The following is a 16,994-nucleotide window of genomic DNA, read 5'->3' on the forward strand; positions in this document are numbered from 1 at the left end:
CGCTCAGCTGCCTGCGGGCTGTTCGGGGGCCGCTTCGACTGCGTGGCCGACCAGGGCCAGCAGCGTGTCGACGACGGTGATCCGGTTGCGCGCGTCCATGGTCAGCACGGGGACGCCCGCCGGCACGGACAGGGCCTCCCGTACGTCCTTCACGTCGTAGGACTCCGTGCCCTCGAAGTGGTTGACGGCGACAACGTACGGCAGGCCGTTGTTCTCGAAGTAGTCGAGCGCGGGGAAGCAGTCGGAGAGCCGGCGGGTGTCGGCCAGGACGACGGCGCCGATCGCGCCGCGCACCAGATCGTCCCAGAGGAACCAGAAGCGCTGCTGGCCCGGGGTGCCGAAGACGTACAGCACGAGGTCGTCGTCGAGCGTGACCCGGCCGAAGTCCATCACGACGGTGGTGGTCGTCTTCTCCGGGGTGGCGCTGAGGTCGTCGATGTCCTGGGCGGCGCTCGTCATCACGGCCTCGGTGCGCAGCGGCCGTACCTCGGAGACGGCTCCGACGAAGGTCGTCTTGCCGACGCCGAAGCCGCCCGCGACCACGATCTTGGTGGCTATGGGCGCCCTGCTGCGGTCCAACTGCCAGGCGCGCAGGCCCTCTTCGGAGGCGCCGTCGGCCGTGCCCGGCGCCCGCGACACGTCAGAGACGGCGGAGTCCACCCAGCACCCTCTCCAGCAGCGCCCGGTCCGGGTGGTCGCTGCCCTGGCCCGTCCCGTACACCCGGATCCTGCCCTGGTCGGCCAGGTCGCTGAGCAACACCCGGACGACTCCCAGCGGCATCTTCAGGAGCGCCGAGATCTCGGCGACGGTCCGCATCCGGGCGCACAGCTCCACGATGGCGCGGGTCTCCGGCATGGAGCGCCGCGCACCGGCGGCGCTCGCCGGCTCCTTGTGCTCGTGGTGCTCCTGGTGCTCCTCCGACGCCTCCAGCGCGGCGACGAACGTCTCGACCAGCAGCACATGGCCGAAGCGCGTCCGACCGCCGGTCAGCGAGTACGGCCGTACGCGCGCGGCGCGGCGGTCGGGGACACGCACCGGCAGGCCGCGGGCGCGCGGCCCACCGCCGGGGAATCCGCGGCCGGTTCCGGCCGCGGACACCGATGTCATCGGGCACTCTCCAGGGACTTGCGCAGCTCGCTGCGGAGTTCGGGGGTGAGTACGTGTCCGGCGCGGCCGACGAACACGGCCATGTGGTACGCCACGTCGTGCATGTCGCAGTCGGCGCCCGCGTGCAGCCCGAGCAGCGAACCGTCGCTGATCGACATGACGAAGACGCTGGCCTCCGCCATGGCGACCATGGTGTGCTTCACGCCCCCGGTGTCCATCAGTTCGGCCGCGCCGAGGGTGAGACTGCTGATGCCGGAGATGACGGTGGCCAGGTCGGAGCTGGAGCCGCGCGGGCTCTCGCTCGCGCTCCCGTCCGCCGCGTCGGCCGCCTCGTGCTGTGCAGGGTCCGACGACAGCAGGAGCAGTCCGTCGGAGGAGACGACCGCGACGGAGCGTGCGCCCCGCACCTCCCGCACGAGATTCGTCAACAGCCAGTGGAGATTGCGGGCTTCGCTACTGAGTCCGAATGTGCCGGTCGCCGTCAACTGCGTGCCTCCTCGACAGTTTCCCCCGTCTCGTCCGTCCGTCCTCCGGTGGTCGCCTCCGCCGCGTCGTCCCGCTGCCGCGGTACTGAACTGGTCTGCGCTGGGCCCGTCTGAACCGGGCCGGTCTGCTTCTGCACTTCGGTCTGCTCCAAGAGCTCGGCATCGGCGTCGCGCCTGCCGTCCTTGGCCCCTCGGTGAAAGCCACCGAGCCTGCGGCGCAACGCGTCCGCGTCGACGCTACCCGTCCGGTCGGCCGATGTGGCGCCCGGCTTGACGACTTTGGGGGTGCGCTTCGGGAGCCCCGTGTCGGTGACGACGTCGGTGACCGCGTCGGTGGGCGACTCCTCGTCGTCCGTGCCGGCCGTCCCAGCCGTGTCGTCCGTGCCGTCCGCTTTCCCTGCCTCGGCGGCCTCGGCCGGCTCGGTCAACTCGTCCTGCTCGTCGTCCGTTTCGTCCGCGACGCGCTCGTGCGCCTCGGGTCCGATGGCGTACGGGTCCTCGGCGGGCTCCTCCGAACGGCCGGGCAGGGCATTGGAGTTGGCCTCAGCGGCTGCCCCCGGCAGCAGCACCTGCGGCGCCTCGCCCGCCGCCGTCGAGCGGTGCTGACCCGCGACCGGAAGGGCCGTCGGCAGCAGGGCCCCCGGCAGTACGACGACGGCCGCGAGCCCGCCCTGCTGGTGCTCGCGCAGCGTGATGCCGACGCCGTGACGCGTGGCGAGCAGTGCGGCCATGTGCAGGCCGAGACCGTCACCGTCGCCGTCGGTGCCGGACGCCCCCGCCTTCCCGGACTTCTTGGACTTCCCCTTCTTGGCCGGCTGCGGCCGGTACGACTCCGGGTCCGCGAGCCGCTCGTTGAGTTCGGCGATCCGCTCAGCCGGCATACCGATGCCCTTGTCCTGCACTTCGAGCGTCACGTCGCCGTTCTCCAGCCGCCAGCCGGAGAGCTCGACCTGCGCGCCGGGCGGCGAGAACGACGTGGCGTTCTCCAGGAGTTCGGCGACGAGATGGCTGACGTCGTCCGCGGCGAACCCGGCCAGCTGGGCCCCCGGCGGCAGCGACAGGATGGTGACCCGCTCGTACTTCTCGATCTCGCTGACGGCCGCCCGCAGGACATCGACGAGCGGTACGGGGCCCGCGTAACTCGCGCCCTGCTCATGCCCGGCGAGCACCAGCAGGTTCTCGCTGTGCCGGCGCATGACCGTGGCGAGATGGTCGAGCTGGAAGAGGACGCCGAGCCGGTCCGGGTCCTGCTCGCGCTCCTCCAGGGTCTCGATGACGCCGAGTTGGCGCTCCACGAGGCCGAGCGTGCGCAGCGAGAGATTGACGAACGTGTGGTCGACGGTGTGCCGCAGCGCTTCAAGCTCTGCGGTGATCTCCCCGGTCCGCTCCTGGAGTTCGGTGCGCTGGTCGGCCATGGCCTGCCGGGCGCCGATCAGTCCGGTGCGCTCGCCGTTGAGCTTCTCGGCGCGCGCGGAGACGTCGAGCAGCTTGGCGTGCAGGCTGTTGACCGACCGTACGACCTGGCCGAACTCGTCGTTGCGGCCGGTGAACCGCACCGGTTCCCCGGTCGTGGGCTCGGAGGCCAGCCGGGCCGCACCGATACGCACGACGGCGAGCGGCCGGGTGAGCGTACGCGCCACGGCGGTGGACGCCCCCACGGCGACGATCAGCAGGCCGCCGAGGAGCGCGATGCCCGCCTCCAGCGTGGTGACCCCGTCGTCGCGCAGCGCCTCCAGCCGCTTGAGCTGGGCGGAGCCGATGCCGGACTCGACGCCCCGCATCTGCTCGATACGGCTGGACAGCGACGACTCGACCTTTTCCCTGTTGGCGTCGCGGTCGCCGTCGGAGAGTTCGGGACTGTCCGCGAGGTTGGACAGGTACTTCTCCGCCGTGGTGACGTCGGGCCCGGTGACGGTCGTGGCCAGGGAGTCGCGCGCGTCGGCGCCCGCCGACCGGTCGAAGTCGGCGAGGGAGACGAGTTCATGGACGCGGGCCTGCTGGGCGGCGGCGCTGAGCGCGTCGCGCGTGCGCTCGCTCTCGGCTCCCTCGTCGCTGTCGTCGGACTGGACGGGCAGGCCGGTGACGGGGTCGTACTGCGGCGCCTCGCTCTTGGGCTCCGGGACGGCGAGCGCGGCCAGCAGCAGACCGCGGGTGGCCGACGCCTGCTCCACGGCGCGGCCGAGGGCGGCGGGGGCGCGGGTGTCGTCGGCGGCCCCGGGGGGTGTCTTCTCGGCGACCTCGTCGCCGAGGGCGTGCAGCTTGGTGATGACGTCCGTGTAGGCCTGGTACGCCTCCAGGGCGGTGCCCTTGCCGGTGAGGGCCGTGCGGCGGATGGACGGGACGGTGGAGAGGTCCCTGCGCAGGCCGACGGAGGCGACGGGGTCGATCTCGTCGATCTGCCGGTCGACGCGCGTCGCGGGGGCGGCGCCGGGCGCGCCGTCGGTCTTGTCGCCGTCCTCGCCCTTGCCGCCGTCGCTCCCGGCGTCCGCCTCCTGGCGGCCCCCGGCGATATGGACGACGACCTCGTCCCGCTCGTCGGCCAGCGAGTGGGCCAGGACAGCGGTCTGCCGGTTCAGCTCGGCGAGGGTGACCAGGCTCTGGGCGTCGTTCAGTTCGGAGGATGCGCCCAGGACGGCTGGCATGCCCGCCGCCACGACGGTGACGCCGACGACGGCGACCGCGGCGACGAGCCGGGTGCGTACGCGTACGGGCCGTCCGGCGGGAGTCCCCGGCACGTCCGCTCCGGCGGAATCGGGCGTCCCCGCCTTTCGGGGCGCCGCCGGCTTACGGGGCTCCGTCGAGCCCTGGGACCCGCCGCGCGTGCCGCTCTTGCCCCGAGGCCGCTTCTTCTGCACCGGTGCTCGCATTCTCGACTCGTCCGCCCATGAAGCGGAGATGACGTCCGGTCAGATCCGGATAAGCCCTCCACCCCTGGCACGGCTTCCGACCATTCCAGCGTTTCTCGGAGGGGGCGCGTATCGGCCGCTCCGCCACCTGAACGAGTGAACATCAAGGAGGAGTTGGCGAACAACTCGCGCGGGCGCGCGTCACGGGGGCGCACGGTGGGGCGGTTGGAACTTACGCGTGAGCTTTGGCAGGATGCCGGGCCGCATCGGCGCGGAGCCGACCATTCCGGTCCATTCGGTCGCGAGGTCCCGGCGCACCGCGCGGTGGGTACGCGAAGGCGCGTCGCGATCCCCGGCCGCATCGCCGGTACGGGGCGTTACGCCCGATACGTCAGCGGCCCGCCGGAGCGCAGAAGACGACTCGCCGCAGCCGCGCGGACGGGGCGCGGGCGCCCGGCGGAGCCGCGCGGGGCTGCGGCAGACTGGGCCCCATGCGTATCGACATCGCCACCGCCCCCGGCAGCCACCCGCGCCCGAACGAGGACTGGACCGCCGTGGCCACGCCGTCGGCGGGCAGCGGTGGCACCCTGATCGCGCTGGACGGTGTGACGCCTCCGCGGGACGGCGGCGACGGCTGCGCCCACGGCGTGCCGTGGTTCACCTCGCGACTGGGCGGGGCGCTGACCGAACTGTCCGCTTCCCGGCGGGAGATGACCCTCACCGACGTGCTCGGGGAGTCGATCCTGCGTACGGCCGACGCCCACCGTGACACGTGTGACCTTTCTCACGCCCGAACACCCCAGGCAACCGTCGTCATGGTGCGCTGGGACGCGGCGACGGTCGAGCATCTCGTCCTCTCGGACTCCACCCTCCTCCTGGAGTCGCCGGCGGGCGAGGTACGCGCCGTCGTGGACGACCGGCTGGACCGCATCCCGCGCGCCGTCCGCCGTCAGGCCGCCGCGACGGACGCGCTGCGCAACGCGGCGGGCGGCTTCTTCACCGCGGCCGTCGACCCGGACGTGGCGTCGAAGGCCGTGACGGGGCGTACGCCCGCCTCGGAGGTACGGGCGATGGTGGCCCTCACCGACGGCGCGGCGCGCTGGGTCGAGGTGTTCCGGGAGGGCGACTGGGCGGACTGTCTGGCCCTCGTCAGGAAGAGCGGCCCGCAGGAGCTGATCGACCGGGTACGGGCGGCGGAGTCGGCGGACCCGGACGGGGTGGCCTTCCGGCGGGGCAAGCCGTACGACGACGCGACCGTCGTGTACGTGGAGCCGTAACCCCCCCGGCCGCCCCGCCTCCGACCGCCGCTTCTTCGGCAGGCGCGGTCAGTTCGCCGCGCGGGTGTTCAACTGGTGCAGCAGCCGCGCCAGTTCGGCGACCTCGGCCCGGTTCCAGTCCGCGAGCTTGCGCACGTACCGCTCGCGCCGCGCGTCCCGCACCCGGCGGAAGCGCGCGAGCCCCTCGGCCGTGAGACGGACCAGCGAGGCGCGCCCGTCGGCGGGATCGGGCTCCCGCGTGACCAGTCCGAGCCCTTCCAGCGCGTGGAGTTGACGGCTCATCGTCGCTTTGCCGACGCCGAAATAGAGGGCGAGATCGGTGGCGCGCTGCTGGCCGGTGTCCTCCAGCCGTACGAGAAGTCCGTAGGCGGCGGGCTCCAGTTCGGGGTGGACCTCGCGGGCCATTTCACCGGAATTGGCTCTGGCGCGCCGCAGGAAAACGGCCAACTCCCGTTCCAGCGCCAGGAATTCGCTGTCCACATCACTTTTCCCGGCCGGTTCGGGTTCATTCGCCGTACCGTCTCCGTGCACGTCAGCACCCATAGCACTCATCGCGAGCTTTCCCGCTCCTGAAAGTTTCCCGTCGCCGGGACCCATTGCCCCAGCTCGGTCATTATTTCGCAGGTTTATACCAACGGCACCGGCCTGAGCCCCTTCCCCCGCTCCGCCGCGTCCGCGTAGCGTCGTTCCCAGCGCAGTGTTGGCATGTCCACACCATGACCGCCGACACGTCATGGGCTCCCCCTCATGGGCTCCCCCCTCAACGGTTCTCGGAGGCACGAACATGTCCGTGCACAGATCCGACGCGTCAGGCCACCGCCGCCTCACCCTGGCCGGTGTCCTCCTCGCGGCTCTCGCCCTTCTCCTCACCCTGCCGGGCGCGGCGAGCGCCGACGGCACCCCCCGCACCTCGGACACCCCCCAACGGGGCTCGGCCCACATGGGCATGGGCGTCATCGAGCACGACGGCCAGGGCGGCAGCCCGGCCGCCGGAAACCGCGCCGTGCAGACCGAAGGCGTCGACGTCTCCAGCCACCAGGGGAACGTCAACTGGGGCTCCCTGTGGACCAGCGGCGTCAAGTGGGCGTATGTGAAGGCCACGGAAGGCAACTACTACAAGAACCCGTACTTCGCGCAGCAGTACAACGGTTCGTACAACATCGGCATGATCCGTGGCGCGTACCACTTCGCCACCCCCAACGACTCCAGCGGCGCCAACCAGGCCAACTACTTCGTCGACGGCGGCGGTGGCTGGTCGCGTGACGGCAAGACGCTGCCCGGTGTGCTGGACATCGAGTGGAATCCGTACGGCGCCGCCTGCTACGGCAAGACGCAGGCGCAGATGGTCGCCTGGATCCGCGAGTTCCTGAACACGTACAAGTCCCGCACCGGCCGTGACGCCGTGATCTACACGGCCACCAGCTGGTGGACCCAGTGCACGGGCAACTACAGCGGCTTCGGCTCCACGAACCCGCTCTGGGTGGCCCGGTACAACTCCACCGTGGGTGAACTCCCGGCCGGCTGGGGCTACTACACGATGTGGCAGTACACCTCCACCGGGCCCATCGTCGGCGACCACAACAGGTTCAACGGCGCGCTCGACCGCGTCGTGGCCCTCGCGAACGGCTGACAGCGGCGCCGGCCGCGCGCACGAGCCGCCCGCGCGCGGAACGACCCGCGCGCGAACGAGGTGGGGCCCCCGGCACTCGGTGCCGGGGGCCCACCCCTGTCTCCGGCCGTCTCCGGCCTGCGCCGTTACGCGGCGACCGGGATCTCCGTCGCGGCGGCCGTCGCCGACGAGAGCGCGATCTCCAGAACCTGGCGGACATCCGTCACCGGGTGGACCTCCAGCTTCTCCAGGATCTCGGCGGGGACGTCGTCCAGGTCCGCCTCGTTCCGCTTGGGGATCACGACGGTCGTGATGCCCGCGCGGTGCGCGGCCAGCAGCTTCTGCTTCAGGCCGCCGATGGGCAGGACACGCCCGGTCAGCGAGACCTCACCGGTCATGGCGACATCCGTACGGACCTGGCGTCCGCTCAGCAGCGAGGCGAGCGCCGTCGTCATCGTGATGCCCGCGCTCGGGCCGTCCTTCGGCACCGCGCCCGCCGGGAAGTGGATGTGCACACCCCGGTCCTTCAGGTCGGCGACCGGCAGTTCCAGCTCCGCGCCGTGCGAGCGCAGGAAGGAGAGCGCGATCTGCGCCGACTCCTTCATGACATCGCCCAGCTGTCCGGTCAGGGTGAGCCCCGAACCGCCCGTCTCCGGGTCGGCCAGCGACGCCTCCACGAAGAGGACGTCCCCGCCCGCGCCGGTGACGGCGAGGCCGGTGGCCACGCCGGGCACCGCGGTGCGGCGCTCGGCCGGGTCCTGGGCGGACTCGGGCACGTGGTGCGGGCGGCCGATGAGACCGCGCAGCTCGCCGTCTCCCACGGAGAAGGGCAGCTCACGCTCGCCCAGCTCGTGCTGTGCGGCGACCTTGCGGAGCAGTCTGGCGATGGAGCGTTCGAGGTTACGCACGCCCGCCTCGCGGGTGTACTCACCCGCCAGCTTGCGCAGCGCCTCGTCCTCCAGCGTGACCTCGCCGGTCTCCAGACCGGCCCGCTCCAGCTGCCGGGGCAGCAGGTGGTCGCGTGCGATGACGACCTTCTCGTCCTCCGTGTAGCCGTCGAGACGGACCAGCTCCATCCGGTCGAGCAGTGCCTCGGGGATGGACTCCAGGACGTTCGCGGTGGCGAGGAACACCACGTCGGAGAGGTCGAGTTCGACCTCCAGGTAGTGGTCGCGGAAGGTGTGGTTCTGCGCCGGGTCGAGGACTTCCAGGAGGGCCGCGGCCGGGTCGCCCCGGTAGTCGGAGCCGACCTTGTCGATCTCGTCGAGCAGGACGACCGGGTTCATCGAACCGGCCTCCTTGATCGCCCGGACGATACGGCCCGGGAGAGCGCCCACGTACGTACGCCGGTGGCCGCGGATCTCCGCCTCGTCCCGGACACCGCCGAGCGCGACGCGGACGAAGGACCGTCCCATGGCGTGCGCGACGGATTCGCCGAGCGAGGTCTTGCCGACGCCGGGCGGACCGACGAGGGCGAGGACGGCGCCGCCGCGGCGGCCTCCCACGACGCCCAGGCCGCGGTCGTTACGGCGCTTGCGCACGGCCAGGTACTCCGTGATCCGTTCCTTAACGTCGTCCAGGCCCGCGTGCTCGGCGTCGAGGACGCGCTGGGCTCCCTGGATGTCGTACGCGTCCTCGGACCGCTCGTTCCACGGCAGTTCGAGGACGGTGTCCAGCCAGGTGCGGATCCACGAGCCCTCGGGGCTCTGGTCGGACGACCGCTCCAGCTTGTCGACCTCCTTGAGCGCCGCCTCACGGACGTGCTCGGGCAGGTCGGCGGCCTCCACGCGGGTCCGGTAGTCGTCGGACTCGTCGGCGGCGTCGCCGTTGAGCTCGGACAGCTCCTTGCGTACGGCGTCGAGCTGGCGCCGCAGCAGGAACTCGCGCTGCTGCCTGTCGACGCCCTCCTGGACGTCCTTGGCGATGGACTCGGCGACGTCCTGCTCGGCGAAGTGCTCGCGGAGCTGGTCGGTCGCCGTCTTCAGACGGGCCACCGGGTCGGCGGTCTCCAGCAGCTCGACCTTCTGGGCGGTGCTGAGGAACGGCGAGTAACCGGCGTTGTCGGCGAGCTGCGAGACGTCGTCGATCTGCTGGACGCGGTCCACGACCTGCCAGGCGCCGCGCTTCTTCAGCCAGTCGGTGGCGAGAGCCTTGTATTCCTTGATCAGTTCGGTGACGGAGCCGGGCAGCGGGTCGGGCACGGTCTCGTCGACGTGCAGACCCTCGACCCACAGGGCCCGGCCGGGCCCGGTCGTACCGGCGCCGATCCTGACGCGGCCCCTGCCGCGGATCAGGGCGCCGGGGTCGCCGTCGGAGAGCCTGCCGACCTGCTCGACGGTCCCGAGGACGCCGGTCCCCGCGTAAGCCCCGTCGAGGCGCGGCACGAGCAGCACCTTCGGCTTTCCCCCGTCGGATTCGTCGCGGGCAGCCGCCTGGGCGGCCTCGACGGCGGCGCGCACCTCGGTGTCGGACAGGTCCAGGGGCACCACCATCCCCGGCAGCACGACCTCGTCGTCGAGCGGCAGCACGGGCAGGGTGAGCGGTGTGGACGTGGCAGCCATGGTCTCCCCTTCGGCAGTAAAAAGTTGAGCTATGCAGACTCAATGCTTGTGAGCCCCCAGTTGTTCCCCGATACCTGGGGAGGGTGTTCGCTCTGAGCGATCCCACCGGTTTGCCGTCGCCCCGCGTACCCCGCGAGGATGGCGCCGGCCCCGGTCGCCCGCAGAACTGAGGAGACGTCCCCGTGCCCGAGCCCATGTCCCGAACGATCCACGACCGTCCCGTCACCCTGGACCGGCGCGACGGCCCGTACGGCGAGGTCGTCCTGCGCCGGCGGTCCGGTCGCGGCGGCACAGGTGACGGCGGGAGTGGTGGTGACATCCACGAGATCATCGCCAACGGCACCTTCCTGATGGACACCTCCGACGGCCGCTCCGAACGCCTGCTGATCGACGCCGCGCGGGCCGCCCTCGCCCCCGGCCGCCGCGAGGGCCTGCCGTCCGTCCTCATCGGCGGGCTCGGCGTCGGCTTCTCGCTCGCGCACGCCGCCGACGACGAGCGCTGGGGCCGGATCGTGGTGGTCGAACGCGAGCAGGCGGTCATCGACTGGCACCACGAGGGACCGCTCGCACGGATCTCCGGAGCGGCGCTCGGCGACCCGCGGACTGTGATCCTCCACACCGATCTGGTCGACTACATCCGTACGAACACAGAGCCGGGGACGGAGCCGCCGGAAGGCGGCGACCAGCCGCTCGACCGCTACGACGCGCTCTGCCTGGACATCGACAACGGCCCCGGCTGGACCGTCACGGACGAGAACGCGAACCTCTACACACCCGGCGGACTGGCCGCCTGTCTGGCCCTGCTCAACCCCGGCGGAGTGCTCGCCGTCTGGTCCGCGCAACCTTCGTCCGCGTTCGAGGACGCCCTGCGGAATGCCGGTTTCACCGGGGTTAGGACCGAAGAGATCCAAGTTGCCCGGGGAGTGCCTGACGTGGTCCACCTCGGCGTTCGCCCTGCGTAGCCGGGACCCCTCCGGTGCCTCTACGCTGCTCCCCACACATGGGATCCACATCCTCATGAGGTTGATGGATCGAGGAACACGGATCGCGGAACGTACCAGGGGCGGGGCGATGGAGCAGACACACACCAGCCAGAACGGGGTCGCGGCCTCTCCCGGCGCGCAGCGCCGGGTGCTCGTGGTCGAGGACGACGCGACGATCGTGGACGCCATCGCGGCCCGGCTGCGTGCCGAGGGCTTCGTCGTCCAGACGGCCGTCGACGGCCCTGCCGCCGTCGACGCCGCCGAGGCCTGGCAGCCCGACCTGATGGTGCTCGACGTGATGCTGCCCGGCTTTGACGGTCTGGAGGTCTGCCGCCGTGTCCAGGCGCAGCGCCCCGTGCCGGTGCTGATGCTGACGGCGCGCGACGACGAGACCGACATGCTCGTGGGCCTCGGTGTCGGGGCCGACGACTACATGACCAAGCCGTTCTCGATGCGGGAGCTGGCGGCCCGGGTGCATGTGCTGCTGCGAAGGGTGGAACGCGCGGCGCTGGCCGCCGTGACCCCGCGCAGCGGCATCCTGCGCCTCGGCGAGCTGGAGATCGATCACGCGCAGCGCCGGGTACGGGTGCGCGGCGAGGACGTGCATCTGACGCCCACCGAGTTCGACCTGCTGGTCTGCCTGGCGAACACGCCCCGCGCGGTGCTATCGCGCGAGCAGCTGCTGGCCGAGGTGTGGGACTGGGCGGACGCCTCGGGCACCCGTACGGTCGACAGCCACATCAAGGCGCTGCGCCGCAAGATCGGCGCCGAGCGGATCCGTACGGTGCACGGTGTGGGGTACGCCCTGGAGACACCGGCGCCATGAGCCGGTCGCCGGGCGGCGCGCCGCGCCAGGATCCGTCCAGGCAGGGCCCCGCACGGAAGGGCCCGGCCAGGATCAGAGCCGGGCACGGCGCCGTCGGCGGGCCCGACGGCGGCGGTCTGCGGCCGTTCTCGATCAAGACGAAGCTCGGCATGCTCGTCGTGGTCTCCGTGCTCATCACCACGGGCCTGCTGATGGTGGCGCTGCGCACCGAGACGGAGCTGCGTTTCATCACGGTCTTCTCGATGATCGCGACGCTGTTGATAACGCAGTTCGTGGCGCACGGTCTGACCGCGCCGCTGGACGAGATGAACACCGTCGCGAAGGGCATCTCGCACGGTGACTACACCCGGCGGGTCAGTGGCGCCGACCGCCGTGACGAACTGGGCGATCTGGCCTCCACCATCAACCGGATGGCGGACGATCTGGAGGCCGTCGACCGGCACCGCAAGGAGCTGGTCGCCAACGTCTCGCACGAGCTGCGCACCCCGATCGCCGCCCTGCGTGCCGTGCTGGAGAACGTGGTGGACGGGGTGTCCGCCGCCGACCCGGAGACGATGCGTACGGCGCTGAAGCAGACGGAGCGTCTGGGCCGGCTGGTCGAGACGCTGCTGGACCTCTCCCGGCTCGACAACGGTGTGCTGCCGCTCAAAGCACGGCGCTTCGAGGTGTGGCCGTATCTGTCGGGCGTCCTGAAGGAGGCCAATCTCGCGGCCTCGCAGCGCGGCCTCAGCTCGGCCTCGGGCAATCACACCCGTACGGACGTCCATCTGCATCTGGATGTGTCGCCGCCGGAGCTGACGGCGCACGCGGACGCGGAGCGGCTGCACCAGGTGGTGGCCAATCTCATCGACAACGCGGTCAAACACAGCCCGCCGCACGGCCGGGTGACCGTACGGGCGCGGCGCGGGCACGGTCCCGAGTCGCTGGATCTGGAGATCCAGGACGAGGGGCCGGGCATTCCGGAGCCGGAGCGCCACCGGGTCTTCGAGCGTTTCAACCGCGGCAGCTCACCCTCGCCGCACGGGCCGGGCAGCGACGGCGGTACGGGGTTGGGGCTGGCGATCGCGAGCTGGGCGGTGGATCTGCACGGCGGACGCATCGGGGTGGCCGAATCCGTTCGCGGGTGCCTCATCCAGGTGACACTTCCGGGAATACCTCGGGCGCGGGGTTGACGTAAGGTTCGAGCCGGAGGCACCGGAAGTGCTCGTTCCCACGGTGTGTCCACAGTTCCGAGGACAGCTACAAGGACTGCCCCAAGGAAACCTGGCTAGTTTCCCGCCAATTCCTGTGCCGAAACCCGCCTTCCGGTGTGACTTGCATGACGTTGCCCCCGCCCGGTCTGCTCCTCTCGGTCCGGTAGGCGTAGCCTTGATTCCCGCTGTCCATCACCTTGTGAAGCGGAAGAGGGCGGTTGCCGCCGTGTCGTCTCAGTCCCCCAGTAACTCAAGCGTCTCGACCGACCAAACGGGGCAGGAAAAGAATCCTGCCGCCGCCTTCGGGCCCAACGAATGGCTCGTCGACGAGATCTACCAGCAGTACCTCCAGGACCCGAATTCGGTCGACCGTGCCTGGTGGGACTTCTTCGCCGACTACAAGCCGGGCACCACCGGTGCGGCGGACAAATCCCCGGAGCCGGCCGCGACATCCACCGCAGCCGCGGGGGCTGCGGTGAGCGCCGCACCGGCAGCGCCGCCCGCCACCACCACCGCGACGGCCCCGGCCGCGCCGGCGAAGCCCGTGGCCGCGGCTCCCGCGCAGGCCCCCGCCCCCAAGGCCGAGACCCAGGCGCCGGCCGCCCCCGCCGCGCCTGCCAGGCCCGCCGCCGCCGCGCCCGCACCGGCGAAGGCGGCGCCCGCCGCCAAGCCCGCGGTCGTGGCCGAGCCGAAGGAAGCGCCGGCCGAGGAGCCCACGGGCCCCGAGTACGTGACGCTGCGCGGCCCGTCGGCGGCCGTCGCGAAGAACATGAACCTGTCGCTGGAGCTGCCCACGGCCACGTCCGTGCGCGCCGTCCCGGTGAAGCTGCTCTTCGACAACCGCATCGTCATCAACAACCACCTGAAGCGGGCGCGCGGCGGCAAGATCTCCTTCACGCACCTCATCGGCTACGCGATGGTGCAGGCCATCAAGGCCATGCCGTCGATGAACTACTCCTTCACGGTGAAGGACGGCAAGCCCACCCTGGTCAAGCCGGAGCACATCAACTTCGGTCTGGCCATCGACCTGGTGAAGCCGAACGGCGACCGCCAACTGGTCGTCGCCGGCATCAAGAAGGCCGAGACGCTCAACTTCTTCGAGTTCTGGCAGGCGTACGAGGACATCGTCCGGCGCGCCCGCAACAACAAGCTGACGATGGACGACTTCAGCGGCGTCACCGTCTCGCTGACCAACCCGGGCGGTCTCGGCACGGTCCACTCCGTGCCGCGTCTGATGCCCGGTCAGTCGGTCATCATGGGCGTCGGATCGATGGACTACCCGGCCGAGTTCCAGGGCACCTCGCAGGACACCCTGAACAAGCTGGGCATCTCCAAGGTCATGACGCTGACCTCCACGTACGACCACCGCGTCATCCAGGGCGCCGCCTCGGGCGAGTTCCTGCGGATCGTCAGCCAACTGCTGCTCGGCGAGAACGAGTTCTACGACGAGATCTTCCAGTCGCTGCGCATCCCCTACGAGCCGGTCCGCTGGCTCAAGGACATCGACGCCTCGCACGACGAGGACGTCACGAAGCCCGCGCGGGTCTTCGAGCTGATCCACTCCTACCGGGTGCGCGGCCATGTCATGGCCGACACCGACCCGTTGGAGTACCGCCAGCGCAAGCACCCCGACCTGGACATCACCGAGCACGGCCTCACCCTGTGGGACCTGGAGCGGGAGTTCGCGGTCGGCGGCTTCGCCGGCCAGTCGATGATGAAGCTGCGCGACATCCTGGGCGTGCTGCGCAACTCGTACTGCCGCACCACCGGCGTCGAGTTCATGCACATCCAGGACCCGAAGCAGCGCAAGTGGCTCCAGGACCGCATCGAGCGCTCCAACACCAAGCCGGAGCGCGAGGAACAGCTGCGGATCCTGCGCAGGCTCAACGCCGCCGAGGCGTTCGAGACGTTCCTCCAGACCAAGTACGTCGGCCAGAAGCGGTTCTCGCTGGAGGGCGGCGAGTCCGTCATCCCGCTGCTCGACGCGGTCATCGACTCGGCGGCCGAGTCACGGCTGGACGAGGTCGTCATCGGCATGGCCCACCGCGGCCGGCTCAACGTCCTGGCGAACATCGTCGGCAAGTCGTACGCCCAGATCTTCCGCGAGTTCGAGGGCAACCTCGACCCGAAGTCGATGCACGGCTCCGGCGACGTGAAGTACCACCTGGGCGCCGAGGGCACCTTCACCGGTCTCGACGGCGAGCAGATCAAGGTCTCGCTGGCCGCGAACCCCTCGCACCTGGAGGCGGTCGACCCGGTCCTCGAAGGCATCGCGCGCGCCAAGCAGGACATCATCAACAAGGCGGGCACGGACTTCACCGTGCTGCCCGTCGCGCTGCACGGCGACGCGGCCTTCGCGGGCCAGGGTGTCGTCGCCGAGACGCTCAACATGTCGCAGCTGCGCGGCTACCGCACCGGCGGCACGGTGCACGTGGTGATCAACAACCAGGTCGGCTTCACCGCCGCCCCGGAGGCCTCGCGCTCCTCCATGTACGCGACCGACGTCGCGCGCATGATCGAGGCGCCGATCATCCATGTGAACGGTGACGACCCGGAGGCGTGCGTCCGGGTGGCGCGGCTCGCGTTCGAGTTCCGCCAGACGTTCAACAAGGACGTCGTGATCGACCTCATCTGCTACCGCAGGCGCGGTCACAACGAGGGCGACAACCCGCAGTTCACCAACCCGCAGATGGTCACCCTGATCGACAAGAAGCGCTCGGTGCGCAAGCTCTACACCGAGTCGCTGATCGGGCGCGGCGACATCACCCTGGAAGAGGCGGAGCAGGCGCTCCAGGACTTCCAGGGCCAGCTGGAGAAGGTGTTCGCCGAGGTCCGCGAGGCCACGTCGCACCCGGCTCCGGCCCATGTCCCGGACGCCCAGGCGGAGTTCCCGGTCGCGGTCACCACGGCCATCTCCCAGGAGGTCGTCAAGCGGATCGCCGAGTCCCAGGTCAACATCCCCGACCACATCACGGTGCACCCGCGGCTCATGCCGCAGATGCAGCGCCGCGCCGCGTCGGTGGAGGACGGCACGATCGACTGGGGCACCGGCGAGACGCTCGCCATCGGCTCGCTGCTGATGGAGGGCACCCCGGTCCGGCTCTCGGGCCAGGACACCCGCCGCGGCACGTTCGGCCAGCGCCACGCGGTGCTGGTGGACCAGGAGACCGGCGAGGACTACACCCCGCTGCTGTACCTGGCCGAGGACCAGGCCCGGTACAACGTCTACGACTCGCTGCTCAGCGAGTACGCGGCGATGGGCTTCGAGTACGGCTACTCACTGGCCCGCCCGGAGTCGCTGGTCATGTGGGAGGCCCAGTTCGGCGACTTCGTCAACGGGGCGCAGACCGTCGTCGACGAGTTCATCTCATCGGCGGAGCAGAAGTGGGGCCAGACCTCGGGCGTCACGCTGCTGCTGCCGCACGGCTACGAGGGCCAGGGCCCGGACCACTCGTCCGCGCGCCCCGAGCGCTTCCTCCAGGTGTGCGCGCAGAACAACATGACGGTCGCGATGCCGACCCTGCCGTCGAACTACTTCCACCTGCTGCGCTGGCAGGTCCACAATCCGCACCACAAGCCGCTGGTCGTCTTCACCCCGAAGCTGCTGCTGCGGCTGAAGGCGGCGACCTCGAAGATCGAGGAGTTCACCACCGGCGGCTTCCGCCCGGTGATCGGCGACTCGATGACCGAGGCGGGCACGATCGATCCGGCGGCCGTCCGCAAGGTCGTCTTCTGCGCGGGCAAGGTCTACTACGATCTGGACGCCGAGCGGCAGAAGCGCGGTCTGACGGACACGGTGATCGTGCGTCTTGAGCGGCTGTACCCGCTGCCGGGCGCGGAGCTCCAGGCGGAGATCGCGAAGTACCCGAACGCCGAGAAGTACCTGTGGGCGCAGGAGGAGCCGGCGAACCAGGGTGCGTGGCCGTTCATCGCGCTCAACCTGATCGACCACCTGGACCTGGCGGTCGGCGCCGACGTCCCGCACGACGAGCGGCTGCGCCGTATCTCGCGGCCCGCGTCCTCGTCGCCGGCGGTCGGTTCCGCCAAGCGGCACCAGGCGGAGCAGGCGCAGCTGTGCGCCGAGGTGTTCGACGCCTGACCGGTGT

The 16,994-nt window shown here is 70.8% G+C and carries 12 protein-coding genes; 6 read left to right on the forward strand and 6 right to left on the reverse strand.

The window, feature by feature from the left end; genetic code table 11:
* Positions 1-3: 3 nt before the first annotated feature.
* The 4 genes from ACFWV8_RS04660 to ACFWV8_RS04675 are packed head-to-tail and all read right to left on the reverse strand — an operon-like array spanning position 4 to position 4,448.
* Positions 4-660 carry an ATP/GTP-binding protein gene (locus ACFWV8_RS04660; protein ID WP_384197951.1) on the reverse strand — a complete coding sequence of 219 codons (657 nt, stop codon included), beginning with the start codon at positions 658-660 and terminating at the stop codon, positions 4-6.
* A complete protein-coding gene (locus ACFWV8_RS04665; protein ID WP_384197953.1) occupies positions 641-1,108 on the reverse strand; it encodes a DUF742 domain-containing protein in 468 nt (155 codons plus the stop codon). Before ACFWV8_RS04665 ends, ACFWV8_RS04660 begins: the two co-directional genes overlap by 20 nt.
* A complete protein-coding gene (locus tag ACFWV8_RS04670; protein ID WP_384197954.1) occupies positions 1,105-1,593 on the reverse strand; it encodes a roadblock/LC7 domain-containing protein in 489 nt (162 codons plus the stop codon). The genes ACFWV8_RS04665 and ACFWV8_RS04670 overlap by 4 nt, the downstream gene beginning before the upstream one ends.
* A complete protein-coding gene (locus ACFWV8_RS04675; protein ID WP_384198075.1) occupies positions 1,590-4,448 on the reverse strand; it encodes a nitrate- and nitrite sensing domain-containing protein in 2,859 nt (952 codons plus the stop codon). Before ACFWV8_RS04675 ends, ACFWV8_RS04670 begins: the two co-directional genes overlap by 4 nt.
* A gap of 482 nt (positions 4,449-4,930) precedes the next feature.
* On the opposite strand from ACFWV8_RS04675, the gene ACFWV8_RS04680 reads away from it, so the two are divergent.
* Positions 4,931-5,716: a hypothetical protein gene (locus tag ACFWV8_RS04680; RefSeq protein WP_384197956.1), complete on the forward strand. Its 786-nt coding sequence runs from the start codon at positions 4,931-4,933 to the stop codon at positions 5,714-5,716.
* 48 nt (positions 5,717-5,764) lie between these two features.
* Here the strand turns inward: ACFWV8_RS04680 and ACFWV8_RS04685 are convergent, their stop codons facing one another.
* On the reverse strand, positions 5,765-6,259 hold the full coding sequence (locus ACFWV8_RS04685; RefSeq protein ID WP_384197958.1) for a MarR family winged helix-turn-helix transcriptional regulator: 495 nt from the start codon (positions 6,257-6,259) through the stop codon (positions 5,765-5,767).
* A 241-nt stretch (positions 6,260-6,500) separates the two neighbouring features.
* On the opposite strand from ACFWV8_RS04685, the gene ACFWV8_RS04690 reads away from it, so the two are divergent.
* Entirely contained in the window at positions 6,501-7,346 is an 846-nt protein-coding gene (locus tag ACFWV8_RS04690) for a lysozyme (protein WP_329381628.1), read from the forward strand.
* Positions 7,347-7,471: 125 nt separating this feature from the next.
* On the opposite strand, the gene lon is transcribed toward ACFWV8_RS04690, so the two are convergent.
* On the reverse strand, positions 7,472-9,886 hold the full coding sequence (lon, locus tag ACFWV8_RS04695) for an endopeptidase La (RefSeq protein WP_384197960.1): 2,415 nt from the start codon (positions 9,884-9,886) through the stop codon (positions 7,472-7,474).
* Between the two features lie 194 nt (positions 9,887-10,080).
* Between lon and ACFWV8_RS04700 the strand changes: the two genes are divergently transcribed.
* The 4 genes from ACFWV8_RS04700 to ACFWV8_RS04715 all read left to right on the forward strand — a co-directional run bounded on the left by ACFWV8_RS04700 (position 10,081) and on the right by ACFWV8_RS04715 (position 16,987).
* On the forward strand, positions 10,081-10,848 hold the full coding sequence (locus tag ACFWV8_RS04700; RefSeq protein WP_384198077.1) for a spermidine synthase: 768 nt from the start codon (positions 10,081-10,083) through the stop codon (positions 10,846-10,848).
* 109 nt (positions 10,849-10,957) lie between these two features.
* Complete coding sequence (locus ACFWV8_RS04705; RefSeq protein ID WP_329381634.1) at positions 10,958-11,695, forward strand: response regulator transcription factor; 738 nt, start codon at positions 10,958-10,960, stop codon at positions 11,693-11,695.
* A 149-nt stretch (positions 11,696-11,844) separates the two neighbouring features.
* Positions 11,845-12,867: an ATP-binding protein gene (locus tag ACFWV8_RS04710; RefSeq protein ID WP_384198079.1), complete on the forward strand. Its 1,023-nt coding sequence runs from the start codon at positions 11,845-11,847 to the stop codon at positions 12,865-12,867.
* Positions 12,868-13,114: 247 nt separating this feature from the next.
* Positions 13,115-16,987, forward strand: coding sequence for a multifunctional oxoglutarate decarboxylase/oxoglutarate dehydrogenase thiamine pyrophosphate-binding subunit/dihydrolipoyllysine-residue succinyltransferase subunit (locus ACFWV8_RS04715; RefSeq protein WP_384197961.1), 3,873 nt, complete (start codon positions 13,115-13,117; stop codon positions 16,985-16,987).
* Positions 16,988-16,994: the final 7 nt, after the last annotated feature.

Source organism: Streptomyces sp. NPDC058665, from assembly GCF_042714995.1.
Classification (GTDB): Bacteria; Actinomycetota; Actinomycetes; order Streptomycetales; family Streptomycetaceae; genus Streptomyces.